The organism is Streptomyces rubiginosohelvolus (assembly GCF_014649875.1).
Taxonomy (GTDB): domain Bacteria; phylum Actinomycetota; class Actinomycetes; order Streptomycetales; family Streptomycetaceae; genus Streptomyces; species Streptomyces rubiginosohelvolus.
On the sequence record NZ_BMTW01000001.1, the window covers coordinates 736,322 to 756,947 of the forward strand.

Annotated in this window: 22 protein-coding genes; 13 read left to right on the plus strand and 9 right to left on the minus strand. The window is 72.5% G+C overall.

The window, feature by feature from the left end:
• The first annotated feature begins 210 nt into the window (after positions 1-210).
• The 7 genes from IE134_RS03475 to serC all read left to right on the plus strand — a co-directional run bounded on the left by IE134_RS03475 (position 211) and on the right by serC (position 7,051).
• Positions 211-1,845: a sensor histidine kinase gene (locus tag IE134_RS03475; protein WP_126930988.1), complete on the plus strand. Its 1,635-nt coding sequence runs from the start codon at positions 211-213 to the stop codon at positions 1,843-1,845.
• On the plus strand, positions 1,842-2,261 hold the full coding sequence (locus IE134_RS03480; protein ID WP_030709614.1) for a roadblock/LC7 domain-containing protein: 420 nt from the start codon (positions 1,842-1,844) through the stop codon (positions 2,259-2,261). The genes IE134_RS03475 and IE134_RS03480 overlap by 4 nt, the downstream gene beginning before the upstream one ends.
• Positions 2,258-2,629 carry a DUF742 domain-containing protein gene (locus IE134_RS03485; RefSeq protein ID WP_030709616.1) on the plus strand — a complete coding sequence of 124 codons (372 nt, stop codon included), beginning with the start codon at positions 2,258-2,260 and terminating at the stop codon, positions 2,627-2,629. The genes IE134_RS03480 and IE134_RS03485 overlap by 4 nt, the downstream gene beginning before the upstream one ends.
• The gene (locus IE134_RS03490; protein WP_030709618.1) at positions 2,610-3,284 is read left to right on the plus strand and encodes a GTP-binding protein; all 675 of its coding nucleotides are present in this window, start codon (positions 2,610-2,612) and stop codon (positions 3,282-3,284) included. The genes IE134_RS03485 and IE134_RS03490 overlap by 20 nt, the downstream gene beginning before the upstream one ends.
• Positions 3,281-4,543: a cytochrome P450 gene (locus IE134_RS03495; protein WP_189429542.1), complete on the plus strand. Its 1,263-nt coding sequence runs from the start codon at positions 3,281-3,283 to the stop codon at positions 4,541-4,543. The genes IE134_RS03490 and IE134_RS03495 overlap by 4 nt, the downstream gene beginning before the upstream one ends.
• The gene (locus tag IE134_RS03500; protein ID WP_098894852.1) at positions 4,540-5,769 is read left to right on the plus strand and encodes a cytochrome P450 family protein; all 1,230 of its coding nucleotides are present in this window, start codon (positions 4,540-4,542) and stop codon (positions 5,767-5,769) included. Before IE134_RS03495 ends, IE134_RS03500 begins: the two co-directional genes overlap by 4 nt.
• A 163-nt stretch (positions 5,770-5,932) precedes the next feature.
• Entirely contained in the window at positions 5,933-7,051 is a 1,119-nt protein-coding gene (gene serC, locus IE134_RS03505) for a phosphoserine transaminase (protein WP_030709624.1), read from the plus strand.
• A 138-nt stretch (positions 7,052-7,189) separates the two neighbouring features.
• On the opposite strand, the gene IE134_RS03510 is transcribed toward serC, so the two are convergent.
• The 3 genes from IE134_RS03510 to IE134_RS03520 all read right to left on the minus strand — a co-directional run bounded on the left by IE134_RS03510 (position 7,190) and on the right by IE134_RS03520 (position 9,066).
• Positions 7,190-7,594 (minus strand): DUF4259 domain-containing protein, encoded by a 405-nt coding sequence (locus tag IE134_RS03510; protein WP_030709626.1) that lies wholly within the window; start codon positions 7,592-7,594, stop codon positions 7,190-7,192.
• 26 nt (positions 7,595-7,620) lie between these two features.
• The gene (locus IE134_RS03515) at positions 7,621-8,343 is read right to left on the minus strand and encodes a class I SAM-dependent methyltransferase (RefSeq protein ID WP_030709627.1); all 723 of its coding nucleotides are present in this window, start codon (positions 8,341-8,343) and stop codon (positions 7,621-7,623) included.
• A 66-nt stretch (positions 8,344-8,409) separates the two neighbouring features.
• Positions 8,410-9,066 (minus strand): hydrolase, encoded by a 657-nt coding sequence (locus IE134_RS03520; RefSeq protein WP_032782545.1) that lies wholly within the window; start codon positions 9,064-9,066, stop codon positions 8,410-8,412.
• 146 nt (positions 9,067-9,212) lie between these two features.
• Between IE134_RS03520 and IE134_RS03525 the strand changes: the two genes are divergently transcribed.
• Positions 9,213-9,677 carry a MarR family winged helix-turn-helix transcriptional regulator gene (locus IE134_RS03525; protein ID WP_030709629.1) on the plus strand — a complete coding sequence of 155 codons (465 nt, stop codon included), beginning with the start codon at positions 9,213-9,215 and terminating at the stop codon, positions 9,675-9,677.
• 12 nt (positions 9,678-9,689) lie between these two features.
• On the opposite strand, the gene IE134_RS03530 is transcribed toward IE134_RS03525, so the two are convergent.
• The 3 genes from IE134_RS03530 to IE134_RS03540 form a co-directional block, all read right to left on the minus strand.
• A complete protein-coding gene (locus IE134_RS03530; RefSeq protein ID WP_030709631.1) occupies positions 9,690-10,289 on the minus strand; it encodes a GNAT family N-acetyltransferase in 600 nt (199 codons plus the stop codon).
• Between the two features lie 123 nt (positions 10,290-10,412).
• A complete protein-coding gene (locus IE134_RS03535; RefSeq protein ID WP_189429544.1) occupies positions 10,413-11,279 on the minus strand; it encodes an ABC transporter permease in 867 nt (288 codons plus the stop codon).
• Positions 11,276-12,304, minus strand: coding sequence for an ATP-binding cassette domain-containing protein (locus tag IE134_RS03540; protein ID WP_189429546.1), 1,029 nt, complete (start codon positions 12,302-12,304; stop codon positions 11,276-11,278). Before IE134_RS03540 ends, IE134_RS03535 begins: the two co-directional genes overlap by 4 nt.
• Before the next feature lie 127 nt (positions 12,305-12,431).
• Here IE134_RS03540 and IE134_RS03545 point away from each other — a divergent pair, with 127 nt between their 5' ends.
• On the plus strand, positions 12,432-13,244 hold the full coding sequence (locus IE134_RS03545) for a TetR/AcrR family transcriptional regulator C-terminal domain-containing protein (protein WP_030709637.1): 813 nt from the start codon (positions 12,432-12,434) through the stop codon (positions 13,242-13,244).
• A gap of 31 nt (positions 13,245-13,275) precedes the next feature.
• Entirely contained in the window at positions 13,276-13,677 is a 402-nt protein-coding gene (locus IE134_RS03550) for a PPOX class F420-dependent oxidoreductase (RefSeq protein ID WP_030709639.1), read from the plus strand.
• A gap of 22 nt (positions 13,678-13,699) precedes the next feature.
• On the opposite strand, the gene IE134_RS03555 is transcribed toward IE134_RS03550, so the two are convergent.
• Positions 13,700-14,728: an SdiA-regulated/phytase-like domain-containing protein gene (locus IE134_RS03555; protein ID WP_189429548.1), complete on the minus strand. Its 1,029-nt coding sequence runs from the start codon at positions 14,726-14,728 to the stop codon at positions 13,700-13,702.
• Between IE134_RS03555 and IE134_RS03560 the strand changes: the two genes are divergently transcribed.
• Positions 14,727-15,515, plus strand: coding sequence for a GDSL-type esterase/lipase family protein (locus tag IE134_RS03560; protein ID WP_179888092.1), 789 nt, complete (start codon positions 14,727-14,729; stop codon positions 15,513-15,515). The genes IE134_RS03555 and IE134_RS03560 overlap by 2 nt on opposite strands.
• Positions 15,516-15,582: 67 nt before the next feature.
• On the opposite strand, the gene IE134_RS03565 is transcribed toward IE134_RS03560, so the two are convergent.
• Complete coding sequence (locus tag IE134_RS03565) at positions 15,583-16,224, minus strand: TetR/AcrR family transcriptional regulator (protein ID WP_030709643.1); 642 nt, start codon at positions 16,222-16,224, stop codon at positions 15,583-15,585.
• 291 nt (positions 16,225-16,515) lie between these two features.
• On the opposite strand from IE134_RS03565, the gene IE134_RS03570 reads away from it, so the two are divergent.
• On the plus strand, positions 16,516-17,424 hold the full coding sequence (locus IE134_RS03570; protein ID WP_189429551.1) for a hypothetical protein: 909 nt from the start codon (positions 16,516-16,518) through the stop codon (positions 17,422-17,424).
• Positions 17,425-17,511: 87 nt separating this feature from the next.
• Here IE134_RS03570 and IE134_RS03575 read toward each other — a convergent pair whose 3' ends face one another.
• Positions 17,512-19,794, minus strand: a complete 2,283-nt coding sequence (locus IE134_RS03575) for an exo-beta-d-1,3/1,6-glucosidase (protein WP_189429553.1) — start codon at positions 19,792-19,794, stop codon at positions 17,512-17,514.
• Between the two features lie 161 nt (positions 19,795-19,955).
• Between IE134_RS03575 and IE134_RS03580 the strand changes: the two genes are divergently transcribed.
• A complete protein-coding gene (locus IE134_RS03580) occupies positions 19,956-20,555 on the plus strand; it encodes a TetR/AcrR family transcriptional regulator (RefSeq protein ID WP_030709649.1) in 600 nt (199 codons plus the stop codon).
• The last annotated feature ends 71 nt before the right edge of the window (positions 20,556-20,626 follow it).

The window sequence follows — 20,626 nt, forward strand, 5'->3', positions numbered from 1 at the left end:
AGATGAACTCTTGGGATGCGCACGGATGAAAGTGCATAAGCCGCACAAAAAAGCCCACAAGATCTTCCCAAACAGACCGTCAAGTCTCCTATAGTGACCAAGACTTGCGCAGGAACTATCAGTTCCAGTTGTGCAGGATCGCCCGCACCCGTGACGAAGTGTCCTGAATTCGCCCCGCCGCCCCGCACCGTCCGCCACCGAGGACTCCGATTGCGCCCCTCACACCGGCCCACCGCACTCGCCCTGCTGATATCGGCAGCCGCAACCGGCACGCTGACCCTGTGGGCCGTCGCCGCGGCCCCTGACACGGTACGGACCCCGCTGGCCTGGGGCGCGGGCGCAGCCGCCGTGCTGCTGAGCGTCTGCGTGGCCGTCACCGTCCACACCCTGGGGACCGCGCGGACGCTGCGCACCCTGCGGGCCGCCGACGCCCAGCGGTTCACCTCCGAGACCTCGCGCCTGGTCTCCGCCTCGGCCGTCGAGGCCCAGCGCTTCACGGCCGAGACCGCCCGGATCAAGGGCGCCGCCTCCGCCGAGACCGCCCGGCTCGTCGCCGAGGCCCGCGCCGAGAACGAGCGGATCGTCGCGGCCGCCGCCGCCGAACAGTCCCGCCTCCAGGTCAGCGTCGACCGGCTGGCGGCCCGTGCCACGCGCGCCGAGACCGAGCGCTCCGCGGCCGTCGCCGCCTGCGCCAACGCGGCGGGCAGGATGCAGGCCCTGTCCACCAGCATGCTGGCCGACCTCCGCGAGATGGAGCACCGGCACACCGACGAGTCCGTGCTCGGGGACCTGCTCCACCTCGACCACCGCACCGCCCAGGCGGGCCGCCTCGCCGACTCCATCGCCGTGCTGACCGGGGCCCGTTCCGGCCGGCGCTGGGCGAAGCCGATCGTCATGGAGTCGATCCTGCGCGGTGCGATGGGCCGGATCGGCAGCTACCAGCGGGTCCGCCTCCACTCCACCAGCGATGTCGCCATCGCCGGTCACGCGGCCGAGGGCGTCATGCACGCGCTCGCCGAACTCCTCGACAACGCGGCCAACTTCTCGCCGCCCACCGCCGAGGTGCATGTGTACGTCGAGGAGGTCCCGGCGGGCATCGTCATCACCGTCGAGGACAGCGGGCTCGTCATGAGCGAGGTGCAGCTGCGCCGCGCGGAGCGGGCGGTCTCCGCCGACCACCAGGACCTCACGAACCTCTCCGGCACCCGCCTCGGGCTCGCGGTCGTCGGCCGACTGGCCCGTAAGCACGGCCTGACCGTCTCCTTCCGGCCGTCCGCCCGGGGCGGCACGGGCGCGCTGATGATGCTCCCTCAGGAGCTGATCTCCCGCGCGGTCGCACCGGCCCCGGCGGCACCGGCGACGGCTGCACCGGCGGCATCTGTGGCAGCGTCCGCACCGACGCCCCCGGCAGCCGCACCGGCCCCCGCGGACACCGCCCCCGCCGTCGAGCTCCCCGCCGAGCCCGAGCCCGCGCACGCCTCGGCCGCCGGAACGGACGCCGCCGCCGACGCCGCCCGGCTCCCCCGAACCCGTACCGAGGACGACGCCTCCACGCCCCTGACCCCGGCGGCGGAAGCGGACTCCCCGGGTTCACCGGTCTCCTCCGCGGACTCGGTCTCCGAGTCCACCGGCAGCGTGCCCGAGTTCGGCGAGAGCGGGCTGCCCAAGCGCCGCCGCGGCCGGACGCTGGCCGCCGCCGAAGCCCGTACCGGCAACGCCGCCCCCGGCGAAGCCGACACCCCCCGGGCCCGTACCACCGACCCGAAGGTCCAGGCAGCGCGCTTCAGCACCTTCAGCAAGGCGGTACGAGCCAACTCCTCGCACCCGGAAGGCAACACCCGATGACCGCGACCACCGACGAGAAGCTCAACTGGCTGCTGGAGGGGCTGCTCGACCGCACCCCCGGTACCCGCCACGCCCTCGTCCTGTCCCGCGACGGCCTCAAGCTGTGCCGCACCCCCGAGCTCTCCGTCGACCAGGCCGACCAGCTGGCCGCGATCTCCGCCGGGATCCAGAGCCTGTCGCACGGCGCGTCCATCGAGTTCGGCGACGGCACCGGCGGCGTACGGTCCGCGATGGCCGAGTTCTACGGCGGCGTGCTGTTCATCGTCGAGGCGGGGGCCGGGGCCCACCTGGCCGTCGTCGCCGACGAGGACTCCGACGTGGGCCTCGTCGGCCACAACATGAGCGAGCTCGTCGAGCAGCTCGGCGAGCACCTCGTCGCGCCGCCGCGCGAACCCGCCGAGGCCCCGGCCGTATGACGACGGCGCCCCGCCCCCGACCGGGCCGCGACGACGATCCGGACCGGCTGTACACCCTCACCGGGGGACGCAGCCGGTCCGACTCCGCCGCCTTCGACCTGGTGACGCTCGTCGTCGCCGAGTGCGACCCGTCCCCGGGGATGCAGTCCGAGCACGTCGCGATCCTGCGGATGTGCCTGGGCCCCACCGCCGTCGTCGAGATCGCCGCGAGCCTGAACCTGCCGGTCAGCATCGTCCGCATCCTGCTCTGCGACCTGCTCGACACCGGCCGGATCAGCGCCCGTCACCCCCGTACAGCCCGTGTCGCGGACCGGCTCCCCGACCCCGACATCCTGGAACAGGTGCTCGTTGGACTCCGCAACCTCTGACCGCGCCACCCTGAGCTCCACCGCCGACAACGGACTCAAGATCGTTGTCGTGGGCGGCTTCGGCGTCGGCAAGACCACCATGGTCCGATCCGTGAGCGAGATCCGTCCGCTCAACACGGAGGAGACCATGACCCGCGCGGGCGAGGCCGTCGACGACCTCGCCGGCGTCCACGCCAAGACGTCCACCACGGTGGCGTTCGACTTCGGCCGGATCACACTCGACGAGCGCTCCGTGCTGTACCTCTTCGGCGCGCCCGGACAGGAGCGCTTCTGGTTCCTGTGGGACCGGCTGTTCGCCGGCACGCTCGGCGCGGTCGTCCTCGTCGACACCCGCCGCCTCGCCGACTCCTGGTACGCCATCGACCGCCTGGAGCACCACGGCACGCCGTTCATCGTGGCGTGCAACGACTTCGGCGGCCCGCTCCACAGCGAGCAGCAGATCCGGGAGGCCCTGGACCTCTCGGAGGACGTACCGCTGGTGGAGTGCGACGCCCGCGACCGGTCCTCCAGCAAGTACGTGCTGATCACGCTCGTCGAGCACCTCGCCGCGCTCTCCGCCGCCCGCCTCCAGGCCTCGGGACCTGCCGCCCCGGCGGCGGCCGCGCCCGAAGCGGCCCTGGCGGCGGCCGGCCCGACCCCGGAGTCCGCCCCGTGACCACTGTCTCCGGCTGCCCCGTCAACCACACCTCCGTCCCGCTGTCCGGGCCCCGCTTCCAGAGCGACCCCGTCCAGCTCTACCGGGACCTGCGGCGCGACCACGGGGCGATCGCCCCGGTCGTCCTCGACGGCGACGTCCCCGCCTGGCTCGTCCTCGGCTACCGCGAACTGCACCAGGTCACCGGCGACCCGGTCCTCTTCAGCCGGGACTCCGAGCTGTGGAACCAGTGGGACCGCATCCCCGACGACTGGCCGCTGCTGCCGATGATCGGGCGCAGGCAGCCCTCGATCCTCTACACGGTCGGCGAGCGCCACAGCGTCCGCGCGATGATGATCAGCAACGCGCTGGAGGGCGTCGACCCGTTCTCGCTGAAGCGGTACGCGGAGGAGTTCGCCGACGAGCTGATCGACCGGTTCTGCACCAAGGGCTCGGTCGACATCATCGCGGAGTACGCCAAGCTGCTCCCCGCCCTCGTCCTGGCCAGGATCTACGGCTTCTCCGACGAGGAAGCGCACCCGCTGGTCGGCGCGATCAACGACATGATCGACGGCCGGGAGCGGGCGCTGGCCGGACAGCAGCACCTGGCGACGTCCATGTTCCAGCTGCTCGCGGACAAGCACGCCGAGCCCGGCGACGACGTGGCCACCCGGATGCTCGGGGACGCGGGCGGCTTCACCGACGAGGAGGTCGCCCAGGACCTCATGGTGATGATGGCGGCCGGTCACCAGCCGACCGCCGACTGGATGGGCAACTCGCTGCGCCTGATGCTCACCGACGACCGGTTCGCCGCCTCGCTCTCCGGCGGCCGGCACAGCGTCGCCGAGGCCATGAACGAGGTCCTCTGGGAGGACACCCCGACGCAGAACGTGGCCGGCCGCTGGGCCGCCCGCGACACCCACATCGGCGGCCGCCACATCCGCGCCGGCGACCTGCTGCTCCTGGGTCTCGCCGCCGCCAACGGCGACCCGCAGGTACGCACCGACGGCTCGGCGCTGACCGGCGGCAACAACGCCTTCCTCTCCTTCGGCCACGGCGAGCACCGCTGCCCGTTCCCGGCCCAGGAGACCGCCGAGGTCATCGCCCGCACCGGTATCGAGGTCCTGCTCGACCGGCTGCCGGACATGGACCTCGCGGTCCCCGCCGAGCAGCTCACCCGCCGCCCGTCGCCGTGGCTGCGCGGTCTGACGGACCTGCCGGTGCTCTTCACTCCCACCCCCGCCCTCGGCAGACCCGGAAGCCACGGAGGCCCCGCATGACCCGTATCGCGCTCGACCCCTTCGTCAGAGACCTCGACGGCGAGAGCGCCGCGCTGCGGGCCGCCGGTCCGCTGGCCGAGGTGGAACTGCCGGGCGGTGTACACGTGTACGCGGTCACCCGCCACGCGGAGGCCCGCGCGCTGCTCACCGACAGCCGGGTGGTCAAGGACATCGACGTCTGGAACGCCTGGCGGCGCGGCGAGATACCGATGGACTGGCCGCTGATCGGCCTGGCCAACCCGGGCCGCTCGATGCTGACGGTCGACGGGGCCGACCACCGCCGGCTCCGTACGCTGGTGGCGCAGGCGCTCACGGTGAAACGGGTGGAGCGGCTGCGGGCGGGCATCGAAGCCCTCACGAACGCGAGCCTGGAGAAGCTGGCGGCGCTGCCCGCCGGGGAGCCGGTCGACCTCAAGGCCGAGTTCGCCTACCCCCTCCCCATGAACGTCATCAGCGAACTGATGGGCGTGGACGCGGCGGACCACCCGCGGCTGAAGGAGCTGTTCGAGAAGTTCTTCTCGACGCAGACGCCGCCGGAGGAGGTCCCGCAGATGATGGCGGACCTCGGGACCCTCTTCACGAAGATCGTCGACGGCAAGCGGGCGAACCCGGGCGACGACCTGACCAGCGCGCTGATCGCGGCCTCCGAGAACGGTGACCACCTCACCGACGAGGAGATCGTCAACACGCTGCAACTGATCATCGCCGCCGGACACGAGACCACGATCAGCCTGATCGTCAACGTGGTCGAGGCGCTCCAGACCCACCCGGAGCAGCGCAAGAAGGTCCTCAACGGCGAGATCGGGTGGGACGGCGTGATCGAGGAGACGCTGCGCTGGAACACCCCGACCTCGCACGTCCTGATCCGCTTCGCGACGGAGGACATCGAGGTCGGCGACAAGATCCTGCCCAAGGGCGAGGGCCTGATCATCTCGTTCGGCGCGCTGGGCCGGGACGAGGAGCAGTACGGCCCGACGGCGGGCGACTTCGACGCCACCCGCACCCCGAACCGCCACATCGCCTTCGGCCACGGCCCGCACGTCTGCCCCGGCGCGGCGCTGTCCCGCCTGGAGGCGGGCATCGCGCTCCCGGCGCTCTACGAGCGCTTCCCGGAACTGGACCTGGCGGTCCCGGCGTCCGAACTGCGCAACAAGCCGATCGTGACGCAGAACGACCTGCACGAACTGCCGGTGAAGCTGGGCTGCCCGTTCGGCGGCGACGCCTGACCGCTCACCGCGGACGCACGTCCACGGGCCGGAGCGCACGCCTCCGCCCGGCGCCCACGGGCCGGAACGCCCTCCGCCGCCCGGGGTCCACGGGTCGGAGCGCACGTCTCATCGGACGGACACGGTTACGGAGCCGTGCCACCGAGGGACTACGCTCCGTCCCGTGGCCGACATCCAGATTCCCGCTGACATCAAGCCCGCCGACGGACGCTTCGGCGCCGGTCCTTCCAAGGTGCGGACGGAGGCGCTCGACGCGCTGGCCGCCACCGGCACCTCCCTCCTCGGTACGTCCCACCGCCAGGCCCCGGTCAAGAACCTGGTCGGCGAGGTACGGGACGGTGTGCGCGCGCTCTTCTCCCTGCCCGAGGGTTACGAGGTCATCCTCGGCAACGGCGGCTCCACCGCCTTCTGGGACGTGGCGACGCACGGTCTGATCGACTCGAAGTCCCAGCACCTGAACTTCGGCGAGTTCTCGTCGAAGTTCGCCAAGGCCGCGAAGCTCGCGCCCTGGCTGTCCGACCCCACCGTCATCGCCTCCGACCCGGGCACCCACCCGGACCCGCGGGCGGAGGCGGGCGTGGACGTCTACGCCTTCACCCACAACGAGACCTCGACGGGTGTCGCGGCGCCGGTCAAGCGCGTCGCGGGCGCCGACGAGGGCGCGCTCGTCCTGGTGGACGCCACCTCGGGCGCGGGCGGCCTGCCGGTCGACATCACCGAGTCCGACGTCTACTACTTCGCCCCGCAGAAGTCCTTCGCCTCCGACGGCGGCCTGTGGATCGGCGTGTTCTCCCCGGCGGCGCTGGAGCGCGCGGCCCGGATCCACGCCTCGGGCCGGCACGTCCCGGAGTTCTTCTCGCTGCCGACGGCGATCGACAACTCCCTGAAGAACCAGACGTACAACACCCCGGCGCTGTCCACCCTCTTCCTGCTGAACGAGCAGCTGAAGTGGATGAACACCCAGGGCGGCCTGGACTTCACGACGGGCCGCACGGCGGCGTCCTCGGGCCACCTCTACGGCTGGGCCGACGAGTCGAAGTACGCCACCCCGTTCGTCACGGACCCGGCGAAGCGCTCGCAGGTCATCGGCACGATCGACTTCGCGGACGAGATCGACGCGGCGGCCGTCGCCAAGGTGCTGCGCGCCAACGGCATCGTGGACACCGAGCCGTACCGCAAGCTGGGCCGCAACCAGCTGCGCGTGGCGATGTTCCCGGCGATCGACCCGGCGGACGTGCAGGCGCTGACGGCGTGCATCGACTACGTGATCGAGAAGCTGTAGCCCTTCGGTCCTCCGCTGTACGGGGACGGCGGCCCGGCACCCACGTGGGTGCCGGGCCGTTCCGCCGCCGGACTCTCTTCCTGGACGTCGACGGGATCGTGCGCGCGGGCAGCCCGAAACCCTGAGGCGCGGGCGGGGTCACGCCGCCGCCAGCACCGCCCGCAGCGCCGCTATCCCCGCCAGCCACTCCTGGTCCGCCCCGGCGTCCGCCCACAGGTCCAGCGGCTCCGCATTCTTCGTGGTGAGGCGGTCCAAGGCGCGGACCGCCAGCGGGCGCAGGTCGGCGGGGAGCGGGGGCAGGGGGTGCTTCGGGCCGTACGCCGTGGTGACGGGGGCGCCGCCGGGGCACTGGGCCGCGACCAGCGCGGCGGCGGCCACCGCCTCCTCCCCGCCGTCCACGTAGTCCTCGGGGCCGGTGCCGGCCACGGCGGTCAGGGCGTCCCGGAGCACGTCCGCCTTCTTCCCGGGCTCCGCGTCGTCGACCCGGCCGCCGAAGTCGGCCGCGGTGTCGTTGTCGAAGTGGCCGATGTCCCAGGCGCCCATGGGGTCCCCCTCAATCCGTGTGCCGGTCAGTCCGTCGCGCTGATGTCCCCATCCTCACAGCCGCCACTGACAACCGGCCTGCGCGCGAGGACGAACCCCTGCGGCGCCCGCTCCGGGAACGGCCCGTCCGTCTCGCGCTCCCGCCACACCCGGGACACGACCTCCAGGCCCGCGTCCCGCAGCAGTTCGCCGATCCTCTCCGGCTGTCGCCGGTGGAAGACGAGCGAGACGTCCAGCCCCCACGCCTCCGTCAGCCGCAGCGGCTCGTCGCCGACCTGGAAGCCCAGCTGTACGTAGCCTCCCGGGGCCAGCACGCGATGGAACTCCGCGAAGGCGCGCGGCAGTTCCCCGTCCGGGACGTGGATCGTCGAGTACCAGGCGAGCAGCCCGCCCAGCGACGCGTCCGGCAGGTCGAGGGCGAGCATGGAGCCCTCCTCGAACCGCAGCCCGGGGTGCTCCTGCCGCGCCACCGCGACCATCTGCGGGGAGAGGTCGATCCCGAACACGTCCAGGCCCCGGCCGAGTCCGTGCAGGTGCTCGGTCACCCGGCCCGTTCCGCAGCCGACATCGGCCACGGGGAGGCCGCCGCCCCCCGTCGCCACCAGTTCCGCGAACGTACTCAGCAGCGCACGCTCCAAGGGCTTGGCAGCCAGCTCGCCGCGGACGAAATCGACGTAGGCGGGGGCCATGGCGTCGTACGAGGTCCGGGTGGCGTCCAGGAAGCCGGGCGACAGGTCAGGGGTGGTCATGGCGGATCAGCCTAGGGCCAGTTCGACGACAGGGCCCAGGGGCTCGTCAGGCCTCCTGTTCCGGCGTCAGGCGGCGCTCCGGTCCCGGCCGGCCAGGAGCTGCGTCTCCCAGGCGAAGGCCACGCCCGAGGCGCCGCCGTGCTGGGCCTGCACCCCGATGGCCCCCGTGATCGTCTCCTCGCGGGCCCAGTCGCGCTGCCACTCGGCCATCACGGCCAGCCACGTGATCGGCACGACGCCCGCCTGGACCATGCGCCGCACCGCCATGTCGTGGGCCTCGGCCGACACGCCCCCGGACGCGTCGGTGACGGCGTAGACCTCGAACCCCTCGCCCACCGCCTGGATGGCCGGCATCGCGAGGCATATCTCCGTCCAGAGCCCGGCGAGGATCAGCTTCTTGCGGCCGGTCGCCTTGACGGCGTCGACGACGCGCTCGTCCTGCCAGGTGTTGATGAGCGTCCGGTCGATCGGCTTCTGCTCGGGGAACACGTCCTGGACGCCCTGGATCAGCAGGCCGCCGCGCTCCTCCAGCACCGTCGTCAGAATGGTCGGGACGCCGTACGCCTTGGCGGCCTTGGCGAGCCCGACGACGTTGTTCACGACCATCGTCGGCTCATGGCTGTTCAGGTTGGCGAACTGGAACGGCTGATGGTCGATCAGCACCACGACGCTCTCCTCGGGCGTCAGCAGCGCGTCGAGTCCGGCCTTGTTCTGGGCGCTCATGGGGTTCCCCTCCACCAGTTGGTTGACGTGTCACCCACCCTAGGCATGGGTGGTTGATGCGTCAACCACAGCCTTGCGCGGAAGACTTGCCGCTAACGCCGGGCCTCCGATGGAGACGCCCGGGACGGCCTCGCTACGCTCCTCGCATGAACGCGACGCCTCGCTGGCTGAACCCGGAGCAGCAGGCCGCCTGGGACGGCTTCATCCGCATGCAGGAGAAGCTCATCGGACGGCTCTCACGCCGGGTCCAGGCAGACTCCCGTATGTCCCCCGCCGACTACATCGTGCTGGCCAAACTCACCGAGGCCGGCGGGCGCATGCGCTTCATGGACCTCACCAAGCTGGTGGAGTGGGAGAAGAGCCGCATGTCCCACCAGGTGGCACGCATGGCCAAGCGCGGTCTCGTCTCCAAGGAGGAGTGCCCCGACGACGGACGCGGCGCGTTCATCGTCGCCACCCCGGCCGGCCGCGAGGCGATCGAGGAGGCCGCACCCGTGCACGTCGAGCATGTCCGGCGGCTGTTCATCGACGCGCTCACCCAGGAGGAGCTGGACAGCCTCGCCCGGATCTCGAACCGCGTCCTCGCCCACCTGGAGAAGCAGCCCGACTGACAGAGCTCCGGCTCACGGCACCAGCGGCGGCGTCACGTTCCCGGCCCACCGCCGCTCGCCGTCCTCCCACTCCTCGGTCGGACCGAGACCCGCCGCCACCGCCACCGCGGCGGACGCGGCGTGGTCGGGGTGGATGTGGGCGACGAGTTCCCGGACGCCCCCGGCCGAGGCCAGGTGCGCGGCGAGCCCTTTCGCGGCCTCGCTCGCGTAACCCCGGCCCTGCCAGGGGGTTCCGACGACCCAGGCGATCTCCGCGCACGCTCCCCGCACGGTCGCCTGGACGTATCCGACGAGTTCTCCGGCCGCTCTCCGAGCCGTTTCGCCCGGCGCTTCCCCGCCCGCTTGCCCGACCGTTCCCCCGGCCGCCCGGACCCGGAGCACCCAGTTCCACCACCGCTCCCCCGGGTCCGGCGACCCGGCGCACTGGCGCTCGTACCGGGCCCGCAGCGCGGCCGGGGCCGGCGGCTCGCCCCCGGTGAACACGTACAGCGCCGGGTCCGCGAGGACGGCCGCCATCTCCTCGGCGTACGACGGTTCGAGGGGGAGCGCGTCGAGGCGGGCGGTGGTGAAGGGCGGCGGGGTGATGGGCAAGGGGGGCACGATCGTCGGCACGAGGCCCGACCCTACGCGGCCCACGCCCGCCCCGACCGCCCTTTTCCGACCTCACCGGCACCACCGCCCCGGCCGCCCTTTTCCGCACCTCACCGGCCCGGGCACCGCGAGCGGCTCAGCCCCTCACCGGCTCAGGCCCTGGAAGCGGCGGACCGCCAGCGGCAGGAACACCAACGTGATCACCAGCGGCCACACCACCGCCATCAGCAGCGCGTGCTCCTCGACCCAGGTCCCGTCGCCCGCCACCGGGTTGCCGAACAGTTCGCGCGTCGCCGTCGCGGTCGAGGAGATCGGGTTCCAGGCCGCGACGAAGCCGAGCCAGTCCGGCATCAGGGACGGCGAGACGAAGGTGCTGGAGATCATGGTGAGGGGGAAGGCGACCGCGTACAGCCCGCCCGCCGCCTCCGGGGTGGGGACCAGCATGCCGAGCCAGACGCCGACCCAGATCAGGCTGAACCGCAGCAGCAGGAGCAGCCCGAACGCCCCGAGCGCGCCCAGCACACCGCCGTCCGCGCGCCAGCCGATCAGCAGGGCCGTGACGGCCAGGATGGTCAGTTCGGCGGCGGCCACCACCAGGTCGGCCGCCCCGCGTCCGGAGGCGAAGGCGGACGGGGCCATCGGCATGGACCGGAAGCGGTCGACAACCCCCTTCGAGGCGTCGGTGACGACGGCCACGGCGGTGCTCATGAAGCCCATGGCCATGGTCATGGCGAACATGCCGGGCATCAGGAACTCCCGGTAGCCCCCGCCCCCGGGCACCAGCATGGCGCTGCCGAAGACATAGCCGTACAACAGGAGCGAGAGGATCGGGAAGCCGAGCTGCCAGACGATCGCGACGGGCTGGCGCTGGTAGTGGGTGAGGGTGCGGCGGGTGATGTTCCAGCAGTCGGAGACCGCCCAGTAGGCGAGGCTGTGGCCGCGGTCGGGCCCGGGGCCGTCTCCGGGGCGGCGTGCGCCGGTCGTCGCGGGATCGCGTTCGCGTGTGGTCATGCCGCCACCTCCGGGGCGTCGTGGTTCTCGGTGCCGTGGCCCGTCAGCCGCAGGAACACGTCGTCCAGGCTCGGCCGGCGCAGCCCGATGTCCTCCACCGCGATGCCGTCGTCCTGGAGGCTCCGGGCCACCTCGGTGAGCGCGGCCACCCGGTCGGCGACCTGGGCGTGGACCCGGCGGGCGGGGGTGTCGGTGACGACGAGCCCGCCCCCGGCCACCCGGTCGACGGTCTTCACGACCGCGTCCAGGTCCCCCGGGTCGGCGGCGACGACCTCGATCCGGTCGCCGCCGACCCGGTTCTTCAGCGCGTCCGGGGTGTCGTCGGCGATGGCCCGCCCCCGGTCGATGACGGTGATGTGCGAGGCGAGCCGGTCCGCCTCTTCGAGGTACTGCGTGGTCAGCAGCACCGTCGTACCGCCCGCCACCAGCGCCCGGACCGCCTCCCAGACCTCGCCCCGGCCGCGCGGGTCGAGCCCGGTCGTCGGCTCGTCCAGGAAGAGCACGTCGGGCTGGAGGATCATCGAGGAGGCGAGGTCGAGCCGGCGCCGCATGCCGCCGCTGTACTCCGTGGCGGCCCTGTCGGCCGCCTCGGTCAGGTCGAACCGGTCCAGCAGCTCCCCGGCGCGCTGCCGGGCCCGGCGGTTGCCGAGGTGGAAGAGGCGCCCGAACATCTCCAGGTTCTGCCGCCCGGTGAGACCTTCGTCGACGGCCGCGTACTGGCCGGTGAGCCCGATCCGGCTCCGTACGCGGCGGGGTTCGCGGGCCACGTCGAGCCCGGCGACCTCGGCCCGGCCCGCCTCGTACCGCAGGAGGGTGGCGAGGACCCGCACGGCGGTGGTCTTGCCGGCCCCGTTCGGGCCGAGCAGGCCGTGGACGGTGCCGGGGCGGACGGCGAGGTCGAACCCGTCGAGCGCCCGCTTGCCGCCGTCGCCGCCCTGCTTCCCCTTCTGCCCCTTCTCCTTGTATCGCTTCACGACGCCCTCGGCGAGCACCGCGTATCCGGATGCGGACACGGATACGGACATGACACACCCCCTGATTCCGCTGGATTCCGGGCAGATCGGCCGTCGATCGGCCGCCCGAACTGGGTACACCGTACCCGATTATGAGTACGGTGTACCCACTTTCTTCTCGGCCCATTACGCTGAGGCCATGACGAACGACGGAACGACAGCCGGGGCAGCGTCGAAGACGGACGGGCCGGCCACCGGGAGCGGCGACATCGCGCGCAGCCTGGAGCTTCTGTGGGGCACCGGCGAGCGCCCCAGCCGCGGCCCGAAACCGGGGCTGACCCTGGACCGGATCGTCACCGCCGCCGTCGCCGTCGCGGACGCGGAGGGGCTGGCCGCCGTCTCCATGCGCCGCCTCTCCACCGAGCTGGGCACGGGCACGATGTCGCTCTACCGGTACGTCCCCGGCAAATCCGAGCTGCTGGACCTGATGTTCGACCGCGTGCTCGGCGAACCGTTCGCCGACCACCCCGGCGAGCCCCCCGCCGACTGGCGCGAGGCGGTCGACCGGATGGCCCGGGGGCACCTGGACACGCTGCGCCGCCACCCCTGGCTGCTGAAGATCAACCAGGCCCGTACGGTGCTCGGCCCCAGCGCCCTGCGCGGACTGGAGCTCGCGCTCACCGGTCTGCGGGGCATGGGGCTGCGGGACCCCGAGCTGATCGGCGTGATCATCGCGGTGAACAGCTTCGTGGAGGGCCTCGCCCGCACCCAGGCCGACGAGGCGGAGGCGGTGGCGCAGACCGGGCTGAGCGACGAGGCGTTCTGGGACAACCAGCGGCCCTACCTGGAGCGGGCCATGCTCAGCGGCGCGTACCCGATGATGGCGGGCATGGCGGAGGACACCTTCAGCTCCGACTTCGACCGGTTCGAGTTCGGGCTGCAACGGCTGATCGCCGGTTTCGACGTGCTGGTCCGGGAGCGGGCGGCGGAACGGGCCGCGTCCCGCACATGACAGGGCGGCAGGACCGTGCCCCAATGGATGTATGGACGCCAGCCGGGAGCTCGCTCCTTTCGTCAAGCAGTACGCCGTCCTGCTGAGCAGCCACCGGCAGGACGGGACCTCCGTCGGTACCCCGGTCAACATCGCCGTCGAGGGCGATCACGCGTTCATCCGCACGTTCTCCTCCGCCTGGAAGGTCGAGCGGATGCGTAACCACCCGCGGGTGGAGCTCGCCCCCTGCACGGTGCGGGGTGTCCCGACCGGGCCGCAGATCAGGGCGCACGCGCGGCTGCTGCGGCCGGGCACGAAGGAGAACACGCACGCGGCGCGGATGCTGTCGCGCAAGTATCCGGTGGTGCAGGGCGTGCTGGTCCCGCTCGCGCACCGGCTGAAGCGGGACCGGACGCTGCACTACGAGGTGTGGCCGGTGACGGACGAGGACTGAGGGGAACCAGCGCCCCCGGCCCCTACCCCTCCCCCTGCCCCCGCTTCCGCCGGAGCGCGAACCACAGGACGCCCACCCCGACGACGATCGCCGCACCGAGCCCGGCACCGCCCTTGCCGTCGCCCTCCTCGCCACCGCTCTGGTCACCGGCTTCGCCGCCGGCGCTCCCCGAGGGCTTCCCCTGCTCCTGACCGCTCCCGGACCCGCCGCCCTCCACCTCCACCCGGACGACGTCACTCTGCGCCCCCTCCGAGCCGAACATCAGGGCCGAGCCGTCCGCCGTGTACGTCACGGACTCGGCCTGCCGCTGGAACGGGGCGGCGACGGACCGGTCCTCGCCGAGGCGGCCGTTCTCGAAGGCGTACGCGCGGGCGCTGAAGTACGAGCGCAGCACCAGACGCTTCCCGTCGGGAGAGAAGGCCCCGTCCGTGACCCACGGCACCTCGCCGACCCGCCGGAAGGTGTTCACGGACCCGGCGGTCAGCTTCGCGGGCCCTTCGTAGAGGCCGCCGCCGTCCTCGTTCTTGGAGGCGATGTAGACGCGGCCGGTCTTCGGGTGGACCATCAGCGCCTCGGCGTTGCGGGCCCCGTCGGCGTACTTCACGTCGTACTGGACGGCGTCGACGGTGGCGTCGCGCAGCTGCTTCGGCTCGGGGAACCGGTAGATCCAGACATGGCTCCAGGTGCCGTCGAGGTTGTCCCCGATGTCGCCGACGTAGAGGTCTCCGTCGGGCCCGACGGAGATGCCTTCGACGTCCCTCGGCTCCCCCACCCCCCGCATGGTGATGGTCGCGAGGGTCTTCCCGGTGCGGGAGTCGACGGCGAAGACGTAGGGGCCGTCGTCGCTGTCGTTGTGCGTCCAGTAGACGCCGGGGTGGGCGCGGCTGGCGGCGAGGCCGCTGGACTCGGTGATCCGGGGGTCCTCGATCGTGAAGTCACGGTCGGGCCGCCCGTCGTCGGCCACGGCCGGGCCGGCCCCGGCGAACAGCAGAACAGCGGCGGCGAGGGCGGCAGCACGGGTGCCCGCCGGCCCGGTCGGATACAGGCGCATGGCCCAAGTGTCCATCGTCACGTCGCAGGCCGGAGCCGTGATCGGCCATGATGACGCCATGCGTTTCCTCTTCGTCGGCGATTCCATGACCATCGGGCACGCCGGCGACTTCACCTGGCGCTACCGGATGTGGCAGCACCTGGAGGCGTTCCCCGGCCTCCCGTACGAGATCGTCGGCCCGCGCTCGACGCTGTACGACGGAGCGGCGGGCGCCCCGCTCTCCCACGCGTACGCCGACCCGTCCTTCCCGCCCGCCGCCCGCCGCCATCTGTCCGGCTGGGGCGAGGGCTGGCTGCACATGGCCCCGGTGATCGCGGACGCGGTGCGCGGGACGGAGGCGGACGTCCTGCTGGTCTCGCTGGGCCTGATAGACCTCGGCTTCTACACGGACGCCGAGCAGACGGCGGCGAACGCCCGCGCGTTCGTCGCGGCGGCCCGCACGGCGAACCCGCGTCTGCGCATGGTCCTGCTCCCGGTGATACCGAACATCCGGGCCGAGACGGACGCCCCGTTCGCCGCCTCCTGCGCCCGCTTCAACGAACTCCTGGCCAAGGCGGTGGCGGACCTGGACACCCCGTCCTCCCCCCTCCTGCTGGCCTCGCGCCCGCCGGGCTACGACATCCACACGGACACGTACGACGGCACGCATCCCGGCCCGAGCGGCGAACACCTCCTGGCAGCGGCGTTCGCCGACGCGATGCACCAGGCGTGGGGCCTGGGCGGCCCGTACGCGGCCGGGCCCACGGCACGGGTACCGGCGCAGGCGCAGGTCTCGGCCCCGGTCTGACCCCCGGCCGTCAGGAGTCCGGCTCGGTACAGGCCACCGCAGTCGGTACACCTCGGCCCGGTGGTCCTCATCCGCCCCGCTGCGACCCCAGCATCGTCAGGGCCAGCTGGGTCAGTTCGCCCGAGACCTCGCCGGGGCGGGCCCGGCGGCAGCGGCGGGCGTGGTGGGCCATCAGTTCGTGGACCGTGCCGACCATCACCATCACGTCGACCCGGTGGTCCCGGTCCTCCGCCTCGCCCCGGTCCACCGCCCGCTCGGCCTCGCCGGTGAGGAACTCCGTCCACAGCGCCCGCCAGAGCTTGCAGTGCTCGTCCACCACGGCGCTCACGCCGAGCACTTCGACGAACGTCACGCGGGCCTCGCGCGGATCGCTGGTGACGGCCTCCACGTACGCGTCGAAGAGCAGCCGGACCCGCTCCTCGATCGAGCACTCCTCGATGCCCTCGGTCAGCAGGGCGCGCTCCGCCGCCCGCAGCCCGGTCGTCGTGACCCGGTTGTGGAGGGCGATGAGCAGCCCCTCGCGTGACCCGTACTCCTGACGCAGCACCTCGACCGGCACACCGGCCGCCTCGCACACGTCGTGCTCGGCCGTCGCCCGGTATCCGTTGACGCCGTACAGCTCCCTGGCCGCTTCCAGGAGTTGTTCCCGCGCCTGTGTGCGCGCGGCGTCCCCGGGCCCGGTCCGCTGAACCGTCCAGCTGTCCGCCACCGGTCCTCCTTGAGCGCAAGGTGCGGGAGAGGGGCCTGCGCGCCTCTGCACGAACCGCCGCCCCATTGTGCTCGCCCCACCGCCGTCCGGACGGCCGCGCCACACCCGTACGGGGTAATACCCGTACGGGGAAACGCTTCTTCTTTACGCGCCCCGAGCGGACGCCGGGCGCACTCCGGGCAACACCCACCCTGTGTTGAACGCGTTCAAACTGCTCTGACACGATGGCCGCAGCTGCCGCCCCGGGTGGGCGCGGCGCACCGACATCGGCGTGCGCAAGGGGGACTGACGATGGAGAAGTCAGGAAGACCGGAGAAGAAGCGGCTCTTCGGGTTGTCGCTGCTGCTCTCGATACTGGTGCTGCTCCTGGAAGCGATGGTGGCGCTCGTCGTTTCCGTCGTGTACGACATCACGCAGGAGTCACCGAACGCGGGCGGCGGCGGTTCGGCGATGTTCATCCTCTTTCTGCCCGTGCTCGCCGTGTTCGCCACCGCGATCGCCGGCACCCTGTCCGTGGTCCTCGTCTTTCCGACCGCCTGGCTCAGCGGCGTACTGGGGCGCAGGTTCGGCGGGCGTGAGGTGTGGTGGTGGGTTCCGGTGGTGGCGGGGGCCGTCTCGCTCGTGATCGTCGCCGCCGTCGTCGCCCTGGCCGGTGGCGCGGGGGCCGGTGCCGTCGCCCTGGGCTGGTTCCTGACCACGGCCGCGCTCACCGTTCCGGCGCTGCTCTGGCGGTCGCGCCGGAAGCGGGTCTTCGGGCCGGTGACCCTGTGGGGCGTGGCCGCCGTCGTGCTCACCGCCGTCCTCGGCGGCGTCGGTCTGGCGACGGGGGTGCTCGAGGAGTACCGGCCACCGGCGTTCACCTCGGCGGACCTCGTCGGCCGCTGGTCCGACGGACACGGTGGAACGCTCACGCTCACGGCCTACGGCCGGGTCACCGCCGACGCCATCGACGACAACCTCGGCGGCTGGGGACATGGGGACGGGGAGGGCGACGGTGCCATCTGTACGGGACAAGGCACCTGGACGTACGAGCCCGGCGGGGGCACCTGGTCGCAGGAGGTGGACATCACCGTCGACTCGTGCACGTACGGCACCTGGAACGTCGGCGGCACCGAGACCCGGCCCACCCTCTACCAGTACATCGGCGACCCGGACTCCTGGGACCTGTACGAGCTGAGGAGGACGGACGGCGGCCCCTGACGGCCCCGGACCCCGCCGATGGGACCGCTCCCGCGATCGCGCGCGGGGCGGTCCCTTGGGCGGGCGCCGCCGCCCACCGTCCAGGGCTCAGCCCTTGACCGTGAACTCACCCCGCAGCAGCGCCTCGTCCCGGGACGACGGCCCCACCAGCAGCTCGAAGCGGCCCGGCTCCACCCTGCGGACGCCCTCCGCGTCCACGAGCGTGCAGTCGGCCACCGGGAGCCCGAAGAGGATCTCGCGCGACTCCCCCGGGGCGAGCGCCACCTGCCGGTAGGCCTTCAGCTCCTTCTCCGCCCAGGTCACCGACGTCACCGTGTCGCTCACGTACACCTGGACCGTCTCCAGCGCGGGCCGCGCACCCGTGTTGGTCACGGTGACCCGGGCCCGTACGGTCTCCGACTCGTCGACCACCGCCGTCAGCACCTCCAGGTCCGTGTAGGCGACCGTCGAATAGCTGAGCCCCTCGCCGAACGCGAACGCCGGGCGCTGGGTGAGGTCCGCGTAGCGGGTGCCGTGCTGGCCGCGCACCTGGTTGTAGTACGTCGGCTGCTGGCCAGCGTGCCGGGCGAAGGACAGCGGCAGCCGCCCGGTCGGCTCGATCAGCCCGAGGAGCAGTTCGGCGATCGCCCGGCCGCCGAGCATGCCCGGGTTGGCCGCGTACACGATCGCCGCCGCGTCGAGCGCGGAGGGCGGCAGCACCAGCGGCTTGGAGCTGATGACGACGACGACCAGCGGCTTCCCCGTCGCCGCCAGCGCGTCCAGCAACGCGACCTGGTCGCCGACGAGTTCGAGGGTGGCCGTCGACTTGCCCTCGCCGATCAGCTCGATCCGGTCGCCGACGACGGCCACCACATGGTCGGCGGCATCGGCGGCGGCGACGGCCTCGGCGATCAGCTCCGCGTCGGGGGAGGCCGGGTGGACGACCTCCGGGCGGGGCTGCCCGTCGGGGAAGAACTCCCCCTCCGGGTCGGGCCCGACGTCCAGGATGCGGGCGCCGGGCGCGTACGACACGGTCCAGTCGGCGGGCACCTGGTCGCGGAAGCCGTCGAGGACGGTACGGATCATGGTGCGCGGCTGGCCGTCCGGCAGCCAGTCCGCCTGCCCGGAGGAGCCCGCCCAGTCACCCAACTGGGTCTGCGCGTCATCCGCGTTGGGGCCGATGACCGCGACCGTGCGGGGACCGGGCCCCGTGGGACGCCCCTCCCCTCCGGCCTCCAGGCCGCCCGCGAACGGCAGCGTGCCGTCGTTGGCCAGCAGCACCAGCGAGCGGCGCGCCGCCTCCAGGTTCAGCACCGCGTGCGCCCCGCTGCCGATGACCTCGGCCTGCCGGCCGGCGTCGGGGTGGCGCGGGTTCTCGAAGAGCCCGAGCTCGAACTTGAGCGTCAGGATGCGGCGTACGGCGGCGTCGATCTCCGTCTCCGTCAACGCGCCCTGGGCGACCGCCTCCTGGGCCCCCTCGAAGAAGTTCGACGTGGTCATCACCATGTCGTTGCCCGCGCGGACCGCGGCCGCCGACGCCTGCGCGTAGTCGGCGTAGACCTTCTGCTCCCACACCATGCGGCCGACGTTGTCCCAGTCGGTGACCAGCGTGCCGGTGTAGCCCCACTCGCCGCGCAACACCTCGTTGAGCAGCCAGTTGTTGACGGTGATCGGCACGCCGTCCATCGACTGGTAGCCGAGCATGAAGGTCCGGCAGCCCTCCTTCGCGACCCGCTCGAACGGCGGCAGGAACCAGGAGCGCAGCTTGCGGCGCGAGATGTCCGCCTCGCTGGCGTCCCGGCCGCCCTGGGTCTCGGAGTACCCGGCGAAGTGCTTGGCGCAGGCCAGGATCGCGGTCGGGTCGTCCAGGCCCTCGCCCTGGTAGCCGCGCACCATCGCGGAGGCCAGCTCCCCGATCAGGAACGGGTCCTCGCCGAACGTCTCGCTGACCCGGCCCCACCGCAGGTCCCGGGTGATGCAGAGCACCGGCGAGAACGTCCAGTGCACCCCGGTCGCCGCGACCTCCACCGCCGTCGCCCGCGCGATCCGCTCCACCAGCTCCGGGTCCCAGGTGGCGGCCATCCCGAGCTGCGTCGGGTAGATCGTGGCGCCCTCCCAGAACGAGTGCCCGTGGATGCAGTCCTCCGCGACGAGCAGCGGGATGCGCAGCCGGGTCCGCGCGGTGAGCGCGGCGGCCTCGCGCACCCGCTCCGGCGAGGCGTGCAGGATCGAGCCCGCGTGCAGGTCCTCGACGAGGTGCCGCACGCCCTCCTTGGCGTTGAGCTGGAGCATCTGGCCCACCTTCTCGGGCAGCGTCATGCGCCCCAGGAGGTCGGCGACCCGCTCCGCGACGGGCAGCGCGGGGTCGAGATACGGCGGCTTGGGACCCACAGGACTTCCTTTCACGACGCACGACGGCCACACCGGCCACGCCGGCGAGAGCGGCACTCGCAGTACCGTACGCTCAATCCCGACCGCTTGGTAAGTATTCGCCCCTGTGAGAATCTGGGGCGGAACGAGAGAGGCGTGGCGATGACAGCGGGTGGATACGCGTGACCCCGGGAACCGGACGCGGCTACGCCAAGGGCCGGGCCAAGCGGACCGAGATCCTCGACCAGGCGATGACCCTGTTCGGCGAGGCCGGCTACCGGGGCGCGTCGCTGCGTGTCATCGCCACCCGCTGCGGCATCTCCCACCCGGGGCTCCTGCACCACTTCCCGACGAAGGAGGCGCTGCTCCTCGCCGTCCTCCAGCGTCGCGACGACGTGGACGACGAGTGGCTGGCGCTCGGCGTGACCCGGGGCGTCGACCATCTGCGCCGCCTGGTGGACCTCGCCGAGCTGAACGCCAAGCGGCGCGGGATCGTCGAGCTGTTCTCGGTGGTCGCGGCGGAGGCCACGGCCCCCGACCACCCGGCCCACGCGTACTTCGAGGCCCGCTACCGTACGTCCGTCGCCAACACCGAACGCGCCTACCTCCAGGCCCGGGAGGCGGGCGAACTCCGTGACGACGTCGACCCGTCGGCCGCCGCGCAGCAGCTCATCGCGCTGATGGACGGCCTCCAGATCCAGTGGCTGATCAGCGACTGCACGACGGACATGGCGGGGGTGCTGCGTGCGCACGTCCGCGCGCAGCTGACCGTGGAGTTCTGAGCCGGCCCGGTGGCCACGCTCCTCAGCCGAAGGCGACGCCCAGCAGATACGGCGTGAGGGTCAGCGACCAG

Bases quoted from the DNA above. Each gene is read 5' to 3' on its own strand.
- IE134_RS03480 (WP_030709614.1), top strand. From the start codon at position 1,842: ATGACCGCGACCACCGACGAGAAGCTCAACTGGCTGCTGGAGGGGCTG.
- IE134_RS03485 (WP_030709616.1), top strand. From the start codon at position 2,258: ATGACGACGGCGCCCCGCCCCCGACCGGGCCGCGACGACGATCCGGAC.
- IE134_RS03500 (WP_098894852.1), top strand. From the start codon at position 4,540: ATGACCCGTATCGCGCTCGACCCCTTCGTCAGAGACCTCGACGGCGAG.
- IE134_RS03510 (WP_030709626.1), bottom strand. From the start codon at position 7,594: ATGGGCGCCTGGGACATCGGCCACTTCGACAACGACACCGCGGCCGAC.
- IE134_RS03515 (WP_030709627.1), bottom strand. From the start codon at position 8,343: ATGACCACCCCTGACCTGTCGCCCGGCTTCCTGGACGCCACCCGGACC.
- IE134_RS03520 (WP_032782545.1), bottom strand. From the start codon at position 9,066: ATGAGCGCCCAGAACAAGGCCGGACTCGACGCGCTGCTGACGCCCGAG.
- IE134_RS03525 (WP_030709629.1), top strand. From the start codon at position 9,213: ATGAACGCGACGCCTCGCTGGCTGAACCCGGAGCAGCAGGCCGCCTGG.
- IE134_RS03535 (WP_189429544.1), bottom strand. From the start codon at position 11,279: ATGACCACACGCGAACGCGATCCCGCGACGACCGGCGCACGCCGCCCC.
- IE134_RS03540 (WP_189429546.1), bottom strand. From the start codon at position 12,304: ATGTCCGTATCCGTGTCCGCATCCGGATACGCGGTGCTCGCCGAGGGC.
- IE134_RS03545 (WP_030709637.1), top strand. From the start codon at position 12,432: ATGACGAACGACGGAACGACAGCCGGGGCAGCGTCGAAGACGGACGGG.
- IE134_RS03550 (WP_030709639.1), top strand. From the start codon at position 13,276: ATGGACGCCAGCCGGGAGCTCGCTCCTTTCGTCAAGCAGTACGCCGTC.
- IE134_RS03560 (WP_179888092.1), top strand. From the start codon at position 14,727: ATGGCCCAAGTGTCCATCGTCACGTCGCAGGCCGGAGCCGTGATCGGC.
- IE134_RS03555 (WP_189429548.1), bottom strand. From the start codon at position 14,728: ATGCGCCTGTATCCGACCGGGCCGGCGGGCACCCGTGCTGCCGCCCTC.
- IE134_RS03570 (WP_189429551.1), top strand. From the start codon at position 16,516: ATGGAGAAGTCAGGAAGACCGGAGAAGAAGCGGCTCTTCGGGTTGTCG.